This window comes from Alteromonas alvinellae (assembly GCF_902705805.1).
The window spans coordinates 138,278-153,855 of sequence record NZ_CACSIH010000203.1 but is presented as its reverse complement, the minus strand read 5'-3'; the positions used below and the strand labels follow the sequence as shown (position 1 = coordinate 153,855).

Genomic DNA, 15,578 nt, shown 5'->3' with positions numbered 1-15,578 from the left:
CAGTTACTTCCTAAGTTAATAGTAGACGATAAGTTTTCGTAAATGCGAATACTCTTAAAGTTTAGGTTTATTTTTCAGCTAATTTTAAAAGCGCTTCGTTATCGGGAAAGCGTTCAAGCCCCTGTTTTAGAATTGTATTTGCCTTCTCGGGCATGTTGTTTTCGCGCAAAGCTAATACGTAGTTGTGAACATAAACATGTTGGTTCTGCCCCACTTCATAGCCTTTCTTAAACCAATCCACTGCTTGGATGTCGTTTCGCTCTAAGTAATAATTGGCAATCAAGAAGTAACTTAACCAGTACGTTGGCCATGTATGCGACGCGGTTTCCAAAAACGCCAATGAACGCCCTTTATCTCCCACTTTAAGCATGTCGTAAGCCGCACTTACATAAGTGAACGGTGTCATCTCAGGCGAGGTTACATTAGGAGGAACTGGTGCCAAATACCAGTAATTTCCTCTTCCCCACGTTCTTTCAAAAAGCTCAAGCGACATTTCGTGATTAGGCGTAAGGCCGGTATGTAAAGTAACCGTCCCCTTATCACTATCGAACCCAATAACAACAGCGTAGTGCCATTGGGGTAATAACTGGATGGACAAATTTTGAAAAACAATCACTGGGATATCGTCTTTAACTAACGACATAATTGACGATAAAGTCCCTCGGTCAGAATATGGCAAAAAACCAAATTGTCGGGTAGCGCTCACCATTTCTAGTTGTAAACTCCCTTCTTTACTGGGAATGAACAACTTAGGCGCAATATCATTTGGAGAGGTGCTTTCACCATAATAACCAAACACTTCAGATAGTGTGGTAGGCCCGCAATAAAACTGTTCTTGGGGAAAAAACGGAACAGATTGAATAGTGTGAGATTCAGGTAAAGAGGCAAGTCCCTCCTGCCGCAGCTTGTCAGCTTGAGGTGTGGACTGACAGCCTGAAAGCAAAAATAGAAGCGAAAGGCCTGCTAACGCGCAGGCCTTTTTAACTGAATTGATCATCCAATTAGCTGTTCACTGGACGAATAAATGGGTAAACGTCAGTTACACCAATTAGGTCCAAAATTGCGATAATAGCAAGTACGGTAAGCACTGCGCCCACAACGCCACCCGCTGGCGCTTGATTAATTTCATCATTTAATTGGGCAATTTCGCTGTCGGTCATGCCGTTGATTCTGGCGATAGCCTGGTTGCTATCTACACCTAAGCTAACCAATTTACTCTGCACGTCTGCACGATTAACCATGTCAATTAGCTGCTGCTTATTGTAGTAAGCGGCTTGAGTTTGCATTACGGAATCTGAGCTAATTGCTTCTGCATGCACGCTGCCTGACATTAAAACCATTGCCGAAAAGCAACCAATCGCAATTTTTTTCAAAAATTTCATGATGTTTCCCTCTTTAAAATGCCCAGTTTTATTCTTCTTTTGCGTTACCTAACTCACGATAAACTAGAGTGAAATAAAACTTCGCACTGATTCAGCAGACGCATTTGCGCTCTGCGGTTTATTTTCAGTAGATAAGCACAGCAAGATTAAGACCAACTAAAAAGGCCTTTTTTTCATAATAGACAAGGTTTCATTTTTTCTCTTTAAAATAACGATTTAAGTGACCTTTATGAGAAAAATGGTGATTAAAGCTTTGTTCGTTAATTCTGCATTGATGCATCATCGCGCGCTGACTTTTATGTAATATTTTCTTTATGCTGGAATTATTTGCTTGCCGCTAATAAAAAAAGAGCAACAAACAATAAGAGTCACTCTGTGGAATGAGCGAGTGTTTCGAAACGCCTATTTCACGTCTCATACCATACGGAGTTAAGTTTCAGGTGCAATTTTTGACAAAAACACGCAATAAAAGACAGTATCGGGGTTAATACTTTCTTTAGCGTTTGGGTGAAATGCGCATCAGCGCAAAAACTGTTCAAAATTCCCTCGACATGTAGCCCTCAATTCCTTATAGTGCGCGCGCTTTTATATATTAGTGAAGTGACAATTGCTTTCACTACTATCTCTTCTTATTGTTTTACCCCTGGATACCTGTTTTGATTACCACCGCAAACATCACAATGCAGTTTGGCTCTAAGCCATTATTTGAAAATATTTCCGCCAAGTTCGGCAACGGCAACCGATACGGCCTGATTGGCGCAAACGGTTGTGGCAAGTCTACCTTTATGAAAATTCTAAGCGGTAAACTTACACCATCGTCGGGCAACGTTTCTATGGCGCCAGGCACAAAGCTAGGTATCTTGAGTCAGGATCAGTTTGCGTTTGAAGAGTTTAGCGTAGTCGATACCGTTATCATGGGTGACCGTGAACTATGGGAAGTGAAACAAGAGCGCGACGCTATTTACAGCAAGACTGAAATGAGCGAAGAAGATGGCATGCGCGTGGCGGACTTGGAAACCCAATTCGCCGAGATGGATGGCTACACAGCAGAAGCACGCGCTGGTGAAATTCTAACGTCTGCCGGCATTGACGAAGACTATCACTTTGGTCTTATGAAAGAAGTCGCACCTGGTAAAAAAGTACGTGTGCTTTTGGCGCAGGCGTTATTTGCCGAGCCAGACATTCTGCTTCTAGACGAACCAACGAACAACTTGGATATCTACACCATCAGTTGGCTTGCTGAAGAGCTTAACAAGCGTAAGTCGACCATGCTTATTATTTCGCACGACAGACACTTCCTAAATTCTGTATGCACGCACATGGCCGATATCGACTACGGTGAGCTGCGCGTTTATCCGGGTAACTACGACGACTACATTCAAGCAGCCATGCTAGTTCAAGAACAGCTTCATGCAGAAAATGCTAAGAAGTCAGCGGAAATTGAAGAGCTACAGAGCTTTGTAGCGCGATTCTCTGCCAACGCATCGAAAGCGAAACAAGCCACCTCGCGTGCCCGCCGTCTTGAGAAAATTGAATTGGCTGAGGTAAAAGCGTCTAGCCGTCGTAAGCCCTATATTGTATTTAAGCAGCACAAGAAACTTCACCGCCTTGCTATTACGCTTGAAGAGCTAGGCCATAGCTACCCAGATCTTCCGCTATTCGACAACGCTAACTTGCTACTAGAAGCAGGTCAGCGCTTGGCGATTATTGGTGAGAACGGGGCTGGCAAAACCACGCTTTTGAAGTGCTTAGTTAATGATATTGAACCTACCGCAGGTAGCTATAAGTGGGCTGAAAATGCGGCGATTGGATACATTCCACAGGACAACGCCAAATACTTTTCCGAAGATATCACTATGTTTGAGTGGATGAGCCAATGGCGCAGCCCTAAACACGATGACCTGCAAATTAAAGGTATGTTAGGACGTTTGCTATTTACGTCTGACGATTTCAACAAACGCGTGCAGGTATGTTCTGGTGGTGAGAAAAACCGTTTGTTGTTCGGAAAGCTAATGCTACAAGACATCAACGTATTGGTAATGGATGAACCCACTAACCACATGGACATGGAGTCAATTGAAGCCTTGAACAATGCGCTTTACAAATTTGATGGCACAGTTATTTTTGTAAGTCACGACCGTGAATTTGTTTCATCACTGGCGACGCAAATCATCGAAATTAAAGACAAGAAACTGAATCACTTCGATGGAAACTACGAAGAGTTTTTGGCGCATAAAGAAAACGCTTAAGTAATATCAAAAGGGGCGTTCAACGCCCCTTTTTTCTACATAAATACTACGTCTTTTTTACCGCATTTAGGTTAATACTTTATTGACCTTAAACTTCTTCGTTTCCTACTAAAAACTGTCGAGTCATACCCGCTAGGTTATCGAAATACTCGATAAGAGCAGCTTTCACCGGGGCTAACTCTTCTTCAGTCATATTCTCAAAGTCAGCGGGATCGGCAAAATCTTCTAATGGCTTGTGTTTCGCCAAGTATGTTTGAGTTTCTTTTACATGCTCTAATCGCGTGATGTCCACTGGCTTATCAATGGTTTCTATGGAAATGGCAAAGCTAGCTGAGGCCATGTAGTTATCTAGACCCAAAAAGCTTCTAGTAAAAAGTCCATAACCTTGGCTGTAATGTTCTGAGCAGCCATACATGCCGCACTCCATTGCTGCTAATGTGGATGTCTCTTTAATGATAACAACCGCTGTTATGCCCTGAGCGATAAGCTTTTCTCGTGTGCTCGCGCTCTTTTCGTTAAATACCCATTCTTTATTCACCACATCAACAAAGGTAAGCGTATCACTTTCAGAAACAAGGTTTGATATGTCTACAACATCGTACGTCGTTCCGCTTTCAATTTTATCTTCAAAAATTTTGAAAATATTTTCTTTAAGCTGCCAATCGTATTCATATTCTTTGCTGAAATTATTAAATATCGTCGTACCAACATGGGTATGGCTAGGGTTCTCTTTAGCGACAACCAAAACTCCAATCTTACTTTGTTCAGGGGCTTTGTAACCTGCTGTAGGTGGCACGTACGTTGACGCACACCCTGCCACAACAATGGCCATAAAGACTATTGAAAACAACTTAAACGGCAATTTCATTTTTATTCCTTTGCATTTTTTTATTATATTTGTAACCCTAGTTAGCTCACTCTATCCCACTTAAGGTCTACTAGACCTTCACGTATGATTAGGTGTCTCAATAAAATCGCACATGTATTCTACAAAGACAATGTGTTTTATAACTCCATTTTCATTACTTCACGAGCCAGAATTATCGACCTATCGCCCGATAACTAGCCACAAGCCTCTTTCACAAAAAAACGCCGAAATATCGCCTTTTGACAATCGGTGAAATGAGCCATCATCAGGCAATTGCAGATAGGCAGAAATAGAAAAATCGTTATCTTTGTCCCCTTTAGGTTTGTTGGAAAAACATAAAAAACGGGCACTTGATGAAGTGCATGGTTCACATTTTGTTAGGTTTACTGATTAGACAAGTAGTTAGCCACCGTTTCAGCTACACGGTCGAAGTAACTAATAATCGATTTTTTGATAGGCGCCAACTCGTTTTCTGTGACTTCATCGAAGTTTTCAGGTGGTAGAAATTTTTCAATACGCACATTCTTCTTGGCGTCATCTTGTAATTCACTAAATTCGGGTTGCGCTGCGATATCTACAGGTTTATCTAAGCGCTCAAAGCTTACATCATAGCTAGCAGACGCGACGTAGTGATCGGTTCCTAAAAAACTTCGCGTAAATAAACCGACGCCTTTACTCTCATGTTCTGAGCAACCATATGTACCGCATTCAGTGATGGCTACCGTAGGTGTCTCTTGAACGACAATGATCCTTGAAACACCATCAGCTAGCAGCGACTTTCTAAGGGCATTTTGGTTTTCGTTAAAAGACCAATTGTCATTCTGCTTCACCACGAAGTCTAGCTGCCACGCACCTTTCACTTTTGGCGTTACGTCAACCACTTCAAAGCGATTTGATTGTTCGATTGCTGTCTTTAGTTTAGTAAAAAACGTAGAGGCTAGTTGCCAGTCGTATGCATACTCTTTCGTGAAGTTATTAAACTTGGTGGTACCAATATGAGTGTGCGAGGGAAACTCATTAGCATTAATGAAAATCCCTACTTTCTGCTTGGGTAATTCTGTTGGTTTGTTAGCAGTTTTGACTGTGTTTTCGCTTTCTTGCCCTGAAGCATCAACACCTTGCTTCAACGCTTCGCTGTCTGTTTTAGCGACTGAATTGGTTGTTTCGACATTCGACTCGGTAGGCATACTTTCACTTGAGTCCATACCTTTTTGCGTTACACATCCTGCCGCAAGCATTGATACGGCGACCAGCGCACTAAGCTTTGTCACGAATTTCATATCACTTCCTTATTTAAAAACCACCAAGCTTAATACTAAGTTAATACTATTCTGGTTTTGCATAAAATGGCGCTTAAGGTAATACAACCTTACTTCCTCTCTCTACAAGTGGTCGTGGCGAACTTATATCACGCTCAATTTATGTGAGAGCTGCAGTATCACTTACTATTCAACTCTCAATTTTGCGTTAAATCTCACTGTAATAAACATTCCTCATACTGAGTTAAGGTGAGGAAAATTTCCATTGCGTAAATCGCATTCATATCACTCTACACATATGAGTAGTTAAGCGTAGAAAGCACCCTCAATATTGATCGAACCGGAAGCTTTGGCTGTATTGTGAAAAAAAGGAAATTTATTGATGACTCTACTAAAGTGTTTAGGCGCAGCTAGCCTGTCAACATTACTCGCATTCTCTTCCACCGTCACTGCACAACAACCAACAGGGTCACAACAGCCCCAAGGCTGGATGTGGGGTTTTGGTGTCGCCGCATCCCAAGATGTGTATACCGACTTTGATAACCGCATTGTGCCTATTCCTATCGTTGGCTACACCGGTGAAAAGCTTCGGGTTTACGGGCCATTCATAGGCTACGAACTCTTTAGAGAAAAGGGCTTCACCCTTGATGCCCAGCTTGTGCCGGTATTTGCAGGTTACGAAGAAGATGACAGCGCAGTGTTTACTGGTATGGAAGACAGAGACTTTAGTTACGCTGCTGGCGTTGGGCTCAACTATAATACGGGAAGCTGGGTGTATTCATTGTCAACCAACGCGGATATTCTTGGTAAGTTCGATGGCTACCAGGCATCTGCTCGAATAGGCAAACAGTTTAGAGTAAATAACTTCATGATAGAGCCATCGGTAGGCGTTAACTACCAAGACAGCAACTATGTCGACTATTATTACGGTGTACGACCTGAAGAAGCTAATGCATTTCGAAACGTATATGTCGGCGATAGCGCACTTAACACAGAGGTTCGCGTTGCTATTTCCACCCGCCAATTTTTGGGTGGCATGACCCGCTTAGAGATTGGCGCCACATTTTTTGACGATAGCATTAGCGATAGCCCGCTGACAGACGATGATACAGTTCTGAGTGCCATGCTGGTTTATACACGCTTTTTCTAGACTATTGCTAATAGCCTACCCTACAACCGGTGGATAGATTAAATACAAGGTGCTAGCATCAAAAAGCCCTCATGTAAGAGGGCTTTTTGATATTGAGTTGATGCGTTTCGCTACGCGGGCTTTTTAAACGCTAGCGTTTCCCACAGTGGTACCGTAGACAAACTATGTTTGTAACTGCCCGATGTTTCTTTAGTGCTGTACGACAAGTAAATCAGCGTTTTTGATTCAGCATCATAAATTCGTCGAAGCTTCATGTTTTTAAAAAACACGCTCTTTGATTTTTTAAAAATCACTTCACCAGAATCTGACTTATCGATAGCGTCGAGCATCTCGGCAGTGATGGGGCCGGTTTGTCTGCACGCGATTGAGCTGTCTGACGGGTCCGACAAATCTAAGTTCGCTTCAATACTTGAAATATGACAGGTGACGCCAGTGACAACAGGGTCTTGAAGCGCATCAATTTTGATATCTTTTGTGGTAAAAAGCCCAAGCGACACATCGCCCACTTCGCTGTCGCTACAGCCTGCCAACGTGAGAACCGACGCGGTAAGTAAACCCAACACAGAGCTTTTTACAAAAGAGCCGCTCTTAAATCTGCCTTTCATAGGAGTACGATTCATAGAAGTACGAGCCTCATTTGAACTTAACCAACGTCCATTTGTTTTCATATCATTCCCACCTCTACTCTATTTATGATCTGTAATTGTTTACTCGAAATACCGAGCCAGTGATCATTTTAGCCTAACAGGTTTAACTGTGTCTTATCCATAAGGTCGTGCTGCTTAATAAGTTGCTTTGCCTTTTCAATATCTGGCGCAAAATAGCGGTCTTTATCGTAAAACGGCACTTGCTCTCTTAATAGCTGCATCAGTACCTGCAGCTTTTTGCTTGTTGCAAGCGGCTTTCTAAAATCTAAACCTTGGCAGGCCGCTAACCACTCAATGGCCAATATACTTGCCACGTTATCGAAAATATCTCTTAAGCGCCTGGCAGCGAAGGTAGCCATGGAAACATGGTCTTCTTGGTTTGCAGACGTTGGCAAAGAGTCAATAGAAGCAGGGTGCGCAAGGGTTTTATTTTCACTAGCAAGCGCCGCACAAGTAACCTGTGCGATCATAAACCCTGAGTTTACCCCACCGTTTTCAACTAGAAATGGCGGTAAACCGCTTAAGTGAGTATCAATCATTAGCGACATTCTGCGCTCTGACAGTGCGCCAATTTCAGATAGTGCAATAGCCAACATGTCTGAGGCCATCGCGACCGTTTCGGCATGGAAATTTCCGCCAGATAAAATATCACCAGTTGGCGTATCAGCGTCATCATTATTTTCAACAAAAACCAACGGGTTGTCGCTGACTCCGTTAGCTTCAACCACCAAAATCTCTTGGGCGTAGCGCATTTGCTGTAAACACGCTCCCATCACCTGTGGCTGACAACGCAGAGAGTACGGGTCTTGTACTTTTTCACACCGTTGGTGTGAATGACCAATCTCTGAGGTGTCTAGCAATGTTCTAAACGCAGCCGCCACATCGCTCTGGCTTTTGTGGCCACGCACTTCGTGGATCCGCGCATCGAACGGCACGCGAGAACCTAACGCGGCCTCAACAGTAAGCGCACCAATACCAATAGCGCTATGAAGCGCGTTTTCAGTATAAAATAGCCCCTGAAGTGCAAACGCTGTCGAGGCTTGCGTGCCGTTTAACAATGCTAAGCCTTCTTTGGGTGCCAGCGCAATTGGCTGCATGCCGGCTATTTCAAGGGCTTGGGCTGCACTAATTCTCTCTCCTTTATAAAAAGCTTCCCCTTCCCCTAACAGCACTACACTCATGTGTGCTAAAGGCGCTAAGTCGCCGCTGGCGCCTACCGAACCTTTTTCAGGAATGGCGGGGTAAACTTGTGCATTAAACAAGGTAATGAGCGCTTCTATTACGCTTAGACGGATGCCAGAATAACCACGGGCCAAGGAGTTAATTTTTAACAACATGAGCAGGCGCACAGTATCTTCCTGCATAAAGTCGCCCGTACCGGCCGCGTGCGATAACACAATACTGCGCTGCAATAACTCTAACTCGTCAACATCAATACGGGTATTAGCCAACAAACCAAAGCCAGTATTGATACCATAGACCGTACGGTTCTCTTTAATAACGTTAAGCACCACACTCTCAGCGGCATTTATAGCGGGTATAGCACTTTCATCTAACGATAAATGAACGTGGCTTCGATGTACTTCCCGTAACTGATCTAACGTCAATGTGCCAGGAACCAGCGTTAGCTTTTTAATACCATCTTGCTCAGCAAAAAAAGACGTCTGGGACATGATTACGCCTCCCCGTCTAGGTTTTGGTTTGAGCTATCATGGTGTGAGCTATAATTTGAGCCCTCATTGCCAACCCCTTGACTATTAGCCACAGAATTTACCATAGGAAGGTCAAGGTCGTGCTTGGCGGCACAGTCTTTTGCAATGTCGTAGCCTGCATCTGCATGACGCATTACGCCTGTTGCAGGGTCGTTATGCAGTACCCTAGCAATTCGCTCAGCCGCTTCGTCCGTGCCGTCACAAACAATTACCACGCCCGAATGCTGGCTGAAGCCCATTCCTACACCACCACCATGATGAAGGCTCACCCAGGTTGCGCCACCCGCAGTGTTTAATAACGCGTTCAGTAATGGCCAGTCCGAAACCGCATCTGAACCATCAAGCATGGCCTCGGTTTCTCTATTTGGGGAAGCGACCGATCCAGAGTCTAGATGGTCTCGACCGATCACTACAGGTGCGCTTAATTCTCCGCTGCGCACCATTTCATTGAAGGCAAGCCCCAACTTCTGTCTTTCACCTAGTCCAACCCAGCAAATACGCGCGGGCAGGCCCTGAAACTGAATACGTTCTTTAGCCATATCTAGCCAGTTATGTAGATGCGGATTATCGGGTATGAGCTCTTTAACTTTAGCGTCAGTTTTATAAATATCTTCTGGATCACCAGATAAAGCAGCCCATCTAAAGGGGCCAATGCCCTGACAGAACAACGGTCGAATATAAGCGGGGACAAACCCTGGAAAATCAAAAGCATGCTCAATGCCTTCCTCCAGCGCCATCTGCCTAATGTTGTTGCCATAGTCGAGCGTTGCCGCGCCGGCTTTTTGAAAACCCAGCATGGCTTTAACTTGCAGCGCCATCGACTGTTTTGCTTTTTTAACGACACACGCTTCATCTTTCTTGCGTTGCGCTTCGGCTTGATCCAGTGTCCAACCTACAGGCAAATAGCCATTAAGCGGGTCGTGAGCGCTGGTTTGATCGGTTACCACATCAGGAATAATCCCTTTTTCTAACATATCGGGAAATACCTCAGCAGCATTGCCGAGCAAGCCTATTGAAACTGGTTTACCGACTTGCTTGGCCTTATCTAACAAGACCATAGCTTCTTCTAGCGAATGCGCTTTTTTGTCCAGATAGCCCGTTCGAATTCTGAAGTCTATGCGGGTTTCATCAACTTCCACAGCTACCATTGAAAAGCCAGCCATGGTTGCAGCTAAAGGCTGTGCCCCACCCATTCCGCCTAAGCCCCCTGTTAAAATCCAGCGTCCTTTAGCGCTTCCTTCAAAATGCGTTTTGGCCACGCTAACAAAGGTTTCATACGTGCCTTGCACAATGCCTTGCGAGCCTATGTATATCCATGACCCTGCGGTCATTTGCCCGTACATCATCAAACCTTCTTTATCCAGAGCGTTAAAGTGCTCCCAATTAGCCCAATGGGGTACGAGATTAGAGTTAGCAATTAACACACGAGGGGCATTTTCGTGAGTGGGAAATACCCCAACAGGTTTGCCTGATTGAACTAGCAGCGTCTCATCAGTATTTAAACGCTTGAGTACTTCGACAATTTTGTCGTAAGACGCCCAGTCACGGGCCGCGCGCCCAATACCGCCGTAAACCACCAGATTTTGCGGATGCTCAGCAACGTCTGGATCTAGGTTATTCATTAACATGCGAAGCGGCGCTTCAGTTTGCCAGCTCTTGGCATTTAGCGTACTGCCTCTTGGGGCACGAATTTCTCTTGTAGGGTCGAGGCGTTTCATAAACTTCTCCTAGGCATCTTTTTTCTTTTGCTGAAATATTGTTGTTATAAGAAGTAGTATCTTTAAAAAAGCGCCTTGAGAGTTAGCGTCCTAGGCGCGTTTACACTTAAAACTCCAAGTGTCCTCCCAGTCGGTATCTACTGCCAGGGTGGAAAAGCACAGCGTGGCTAACCACAGCACTTGTGCCAGTTGCTTTCCCCGCCCCACGAGAAAATGTTCGTCGAGTAATCTTCAGGCACGGCTCTTTAGGCTTAATCAATAGTGCTTGTGCAATATCTTTTTCAACAACCACAGCTTCTACGCTATGGTCGGCTTGTGAAAGGGGCGCGACCTGATTCAAATAAAAGTTTGCAGTTTGCGCTTTAAAATCTTTATCTAAATAGTCGTTAATCCACGCTGGGTTAACCCAGCGGTCTTCATACTGAACAGGTAGATTGTTCTCGCAATGTACAATAATGCTGTGAAATACAGGTTCGCCCACGTCAACGGCTAGACGCTGTGAAATAACATCACTGGCTGGCGAGGTTTCCAACACCAATATCTCGTTAGTGTATCTGTGCCCCCGCTGCTCTATTTCATCGCGAATGCTTTTGATTTCAAGCATTGAGCTCATAGGGCGACTATCTGACACAAACGTGCCAATCCCCTGGCTGCGCATTAAAATCCCCTCGTCCACCATTTCACTTAACGCTCTTCGCGCAGTCATCCGGCTTACACCGTGCTCCTGGGCAAGTTGGTTTTCTGAAGGCACTTGGCTACCCGGCTTCATCTCACCACTTTCGATGGCATCCAAAATTGCTGTCTTAATTACTCTGTACCGAGGTTGCATATCGTGGCCATTCACAATTAAATTGTTAATAATATGCTAACAGCATACTTGTATATACAAGTATGCACAAGTACACTGAGCTCAAAATTTACACTGCGTTTCAGTAAAGATTCTGGTCAAAGCCAGACAAAGAACAAGACAACCAGTTAGACGAAAAAACCAGACAAGAGGTGGCTTAGAGTGGAGCACGATATGGGTTATCAGTACGACACGCTTATTTACAATGTTCGCATTGCGTCTATGCAAGACAACAAGTTGCCCTATGGCGAATTACCGCCACACGCCATTGCCATAAAAGACGGCAAAATTGCTGCGTTACTTCCTTGCGATGACTCATTAGACAACGTGTTTGAGCAGGCCAAAAGCGTAATAGATGCCACTACCCTAATTCCCCAAAATGAAGGTTCAACGCCCAAACACCCGTGGCTATTGCCTGGCTTCATCGATTGTCATACGCATCTGGTGTATGGCGGCAATCGCGCCGAAGAATTTGAAATGCGATTGCAAGGCGCAAGTTATGTAGACATTGCGCAGCGCGGCGGTGGTATTAAAGGGACGGTTGAAAAAACTCGACGCTCTGACGAAAACACCCTGCTTCACACTGCGATAAAACGCGCAAAGCGACTGTGCGAAGAAGGTGTTACCACCATTGAAGTCAAATCAGGTTACGGGCTGGATTTAGACACTGAAGTGCGCATGTTACGCGTGGCTAAATCCCTTGAGCAGCATCTTCCTGTGAGTATTAAAACTACCTATTTAGGCGCTCACGCCCTGCCCAATGAATTTGCTGACGACTCAGAAGGATATATCGATTTCATTTGCAACAAGGCACTTCCTCATATTGCTTCGCAAAACTTGGCTGACGCCGTTGATGTATTTTGTGAAACTATCGGTTTTTCAACTTCTCAAACAGAACGTGTTTTTAGCTGCGCACAGCAGCACGATTTACCCATTAAAGCTCATGTAGAGCAGCTTAGCGACAGTAAAGGTGCTGTTTTAGCGGCTAAATACGGCGCACTTTCGGTAGACCACATCGAATATTTAGCTGACAGCGATATTCCCTTACTTGCCCAAAGTGGCACCGTTGCCGTACTTTTACCAGGCGCTTTTTATTACCTAAGTGAAGTTCAAAAGCCGCCGGTAGACGCTCTAAGGGCGCACAATGTGCCCATGGCCTTAGCCACTGACTTTAATCCAGGTAGTTCGCCGTTAGCCTCAATCCTTACCGCGATAAATATGGGGTGTGTGCTGTTTCAACTTACGCCAGAAGAAGCGCTACGCGGTGCTACTGCTCACGCGGCTAGCGCACTCGGGCTGCACGACCGAGGTGTTATTGAAGCAGGCAAGCTTGCTGACTTAACGCTGTGGGATATCGAAACGCCGGCAGAGCTCGCCTATTGTATTAATGGGCACCGCCCCGTTGCGGTGTTTAAGGAAGGTAAACATGTTTAAGTGGCAAGGCAGAATAGACAGTGAAGACGGCATTGAGGGCCTACGTTGGCATCAAAAAGTTAACGAACTTGAAGTGGGCGAAGATAATTCATTAGCCAACGCCGTTACCCTTGTTGGTTTTGAAAGTGATTTAGGTGTGGCATTTAACAAAGGCCGCGTAGGTGCAGCGGCTGGTCCAAACGCTATTCGCCAGGCACTGGCAAACTTACCCTGGCACTGGCCAAGCGCAGCATTGGCTGATTTAGGGAATGTTACCGCTAAAGAGAACTTAGCCCAGGCACAAACCCAATATGCCGACGCCATTTGTTATGCGCTCAAGCAAAATGATGGATTGGTCATTGGGCTGGGAGGGGGACATGAAATTGCATGGGGTAGCTATCAAGGGGTTTTCAATGCTAAGCCCGAAAGCGCCCGCATTGGAATTATTAATTTCGACGCCCATTTTGATTTAAGAAAGCCTTCACCAAACACCAGTTCAGGTACGCCGTTCAGGCAAGTGTATGATCACTGCCAGCTACACGACACACCGTTTCATTACGCTTGTTTGGGCGTATCGAAAGCAGCCAATACACCAGCGCTGTTTAACTTTGCCAATACGTCCAACACGCGCTATTTAACCGATGTGGCGTTAAATGATGAATCACTGTGTATGCAGCGAATAGATGAGCTACTATCTCCGATGCTAAAAGACATCGATGAGCTTTACGTCACTGTATGTTTAGATGCATTTCCAGCAGCACAAGCACCTGGCGTTAGCGCGCCCAGTGCATTGGGAATATCCCCCACACTTGTTATCAACACGCTACACTTTTTAGCACAGCACCAAAGTACTTATGGGTATCAATGGAGACTGTGTGACGTTGCGGAAATGAACCCCAATTATGATATTGATAGCCGCACAGCAAAGCTGGCTGCACGGCTAATTTTTGAAGCAGTAGATGCAATAAACTCGCACATTTAACGAGTTAACGCTTTAACGTTTGACGCTTTTATGTTTACTGGCCGCCTGCCCTTTCACATGCAGCGGCGGTAAACAAGACATCAGTGGAACTATTTAATGCTGTTTCAGCAGAGTCTTGCAGTACGCCAACAATAAAGCCCACCGCAACCACCTGCATAGCCACTTCATTGGGTATATTGAACAGGCTACAGGCAAGCGGAATAAGCAGCAGCGAACCACCTGCAACACCTGAACTTCCACATGCTGATACCGCAGCGATAACGCTTAACAATACAGCAGTAGGGAAATCTACAGAAATTCCCAAGGTATTAACCGCAGCTAGCGTCAACACGGTTATTGTGATTGCAGCCCCAGCCATATTAATCGTGGCGCCTAACGGAATAGATACCGAATAGGTGTCTTCATCAAGCTTTAAGCGTTTACACAGCGCCATGTTTACCGGAATATTCGCCGCCGAACTACGGGTGAAAAACGCCGTAATACCGCTTTCTTTCAGGCATTTGAACACCAAAGGATAGGGGTTCTTTTTGGTTGCCAAGAATACTAATAAAGGGTTGGTCACAAGTGCGATAAATAGCATTGCGCCAATCAGTACCGTTAATAAATGAGAGTATCCAAGCAATGCTTCAAAGCCCGTTGTAGCAATGGTATTAGCTACCAAGCCGAAAATACCGAAGGGCGCGAGTTTAATAACAAAACCCACCACGGTTGTTACGCTATCTGCCATATTTTGAAGTAGCGCTTTTGTTGCCTCGCTAGCAAGACGTAGACCTAAACCTAGACCTACAGCCCACGTGAGAATACCAATGTAATTTCCATTTACTAATGCATTTACCGGATTATCTACCATGTTATAAAGCAAAGCGGTAAGGACTTCCGACACACCTTTCGGCGCAGCTTGGCTAACTTCTGAAGTCACTAAGCTTAAGCTTGTAGGAAAAGCAAAGCTTGCCAACACGGCGGTGAGCGCAGCCAGAAGTGTGCCCAACAAATAAAGCACAAGCACGGGTTTGATGAAGGTTTGCTCGTTTTGCTTATGGTTGGCGATGGACGCCATGACCAAAACAAAAACCAATAAAGGAGCAATTGCTTTTAGGGCTTTTACAAATAAGTTACCCAATAGCCCTGCTGATTGAGCAGTTGAAGGTGAAAAACTCGCTATAGCAATACCGCATACGATACCAATGATAATTTGCAGTACCAAACTGCCATTCATGTAGCGCTGAAACAGGCTGGGGCGTGACGTTGAATCCATAAATGTTGGTCCATTATTATTTTGACGACGCACCATAAAGGATAACGTTACACAAATGAACCTGTTTAGTCTTAGTTACTCGCAAATAACCGTATG

At 44.8% G+C, this 15,578-nt stretch carries 13 protein-coding genes; 4 read left to right on the top strand and 9 right to left on the bottom strand.

All coding sequences use genetic code 11. From position 1 onward, the window contains the following. Positions 1–67: 67 nt before the first annotated feature. Both ACX5KA_RS15225 and ACX5KA_RS15220 read right to left on the bottom strand, forming a co-directional pair. Positions 68–997 (bottom strand): PA2778 family cysteine peptidase, encoded by a 930-nt coding sequence (locus ACX5KA_RS15225; RefSeq protein WP_458731565.1) that lies wholly within the window; start codon positions 995–997, stop codon positions 68–70. 4 nt (positions 998–1,001) lie between these two features. Further along, positions 1,002–1,382, bottom strand: coding sequence for a PA2779 family protein (locus tag ACX5KA_RS15220; protein WP_458731564.1), 381 nt, complete (start codon positions 1,380–1,382; stop codon positions 1,002–1,004). Positions 1,383–2,038: 656 nt separating this feature from the next. Here ACX5KA_RS15220 and ACX5KA_RS15215 point away from each other — a divergent pair. After that, positions 2,039–3,631: an ABC-F family ATPase gene (locus tag ACX5KA_RS15215; RefSeq protein WP_458731563.1), complete on the top strand. Its 1,593-nt coding sequence runs from the start codon at positions 2,039–2,041 to the stop codon at positions 3,629–3,631. 88 nt (positions 3,632–3,719) lie between these two features. Here the strand turns inward: ACX5KA_RS15215 and ACX5KA_RS15210 are convergent, their stop codons facing one another. Together ACX5KA_RS15210 and ACX5KA_RS15205 are read right to left on the bottom strand one after the other, a co-directional pair. Continuing rightward, on the bottom strand, positions 3,720–4,499 hold the full coding sequence (locus ACX5KA_RS15210; RefSeq protein WP_458731562.1) for a hypothetical protein: 780 nt from the start codon (positions 4,497–4,499) through the stop codon (positions 3,720–3,722). Positions 4,500–4,882: 383 nt separating this feature from the next. Then, on the bottom strand, positions 4,883–5,779 hold the full coding sequence (locus ACX5KA_RS15205; protein WP_458731561.1) for a hypothetical protein: 897 nt from the start codon (positions 5,777–5,779) through the stop codon (positions 4,883–4,885). Between the two features lie 361 nt (positions 5,780–6,140). Between ACX5KA_RS15205 and ACX5KA_RS15200 the strand changes: the two genes are divergently transcribed. After that, complete coding sequence (locus tag ACX5KA_RS15200; protein WP_458731560.1) at positions 6,141–6,908, top strand: MipA/OmpV family protein; 768 nt, start codon at positions 6,141–6,143, stop codon at positions 6,906–6,908. 110 nt (positions 6,909–7,018) lie between these two features. Here the strand turns inward: ACX5KA_RS15200 and ACX5KA_RS15195 are convergent, their stop codons facing one another. The 4 genes from ACX5KA_RS15195 to hutC all read right to left on the bottom strand — a co-directional run bounded on the left by ACX5KA_RS15195 (position 7,019) and on the right by hutC (position 11,814). Further along, the gene (locus ACX5KA_RS15195) at positions 7,019–7,576 is read right to left on the bottom strand and encodes a CreA family protein (RefSeq protein WP_458731559.1); all 558 of its coding nucleotides are present in this window, start codon (positions 7,574–7,576) and stop codon (positions 7,019–7,021) included. A gap of 68 nt (positions 7,577–7,644) precedes the next feature. Next, positions 7,645–9,228, bottom strand: coding sequence for a histidine ammonia-lyase (gene hutH, locus ACX5KA_RS15190; protein WP_458731558.1), 1,584 nt, complete (start codon positions 9,226–9,228; stop codon positions 7,645–7,647). Between the two features lie 2 nt (positions 9,229–9,230). Next, on the bottom strand, positions 9,231–10,985 hold the full coding sequence (gene hutU / locus ACX5KA_RS15185; protein WP_039219484.1) for a urocanate hydratase: 1,755 nt from the start codon (positions 10,983–10,985) through the stop codon (positions 9,231–9,233). A 106-nt stretch (positions 10,986–11,091) separates the two neighbouring features. After that, positions 11,092–11,814 (bottom strand): histidine utilization repressor, encoded by a 723-nt coding sequence (gene hutC, locus ACX5KA_RS15180; protein ID WP_458731557.1) that lies wholly within the window; start codon positions 11,812–11,814, stop codon positions 11,092–11,094. A gap of 192 nt (positions 11,815–12,006) precedes the next feature. Here hutC and hutI point away from each other — a divergent pair, with 192 nt between their 5' ends. Together hutI and hutG are read left to right on the top strand one after the other, a co-directional pair. Beyond that, the gene (hutI, locus tag ACX5KA_RS15175; RefSeq protein WP_187447136.1) at positions 12,007–13,266 is read left to right on the top strand and encodes an imidazolonepropionase; all 1,260 of its coding nucleotides are present in this window, start codon (positions 12,007–12,009) and stop codon (positions 13,264–13,266) included. Next, on the top strand, positions 13,259–14,227 hold the full coding sequence (gene hutG, locus ACX5KA_RS15170; RefSeq protein ID WP_239239472.1) for a formimidoylglutamase: 969 nt from the start codon (positions 13,259–13,261) through the stop codon (positions 14,225–14,227). Before hutI ends, hutG begins: the two co-directional genes overlap by 8 nt. Before the next feature lie 34 nt (positions 14,228–14,261). On the opposite strand, the gene sstT is transcribed toward hutG, so the two are convergent. After that, the gene (sstT, locus tag ACX5KA_RS15165) at positions 14,262–15,482 is read right to left on the bottom strand and encodes a serine/threonine transporter SstT (RefSeq protein ID WP_458731556.1); all 1,221 of its coding nucleotides are present in this window, start codon (positions 15,480–15,482) and stop codon (positions 14,262–14,264) included. Positions 15,483–15,578 lie beyond the last annotated feature (96 nt).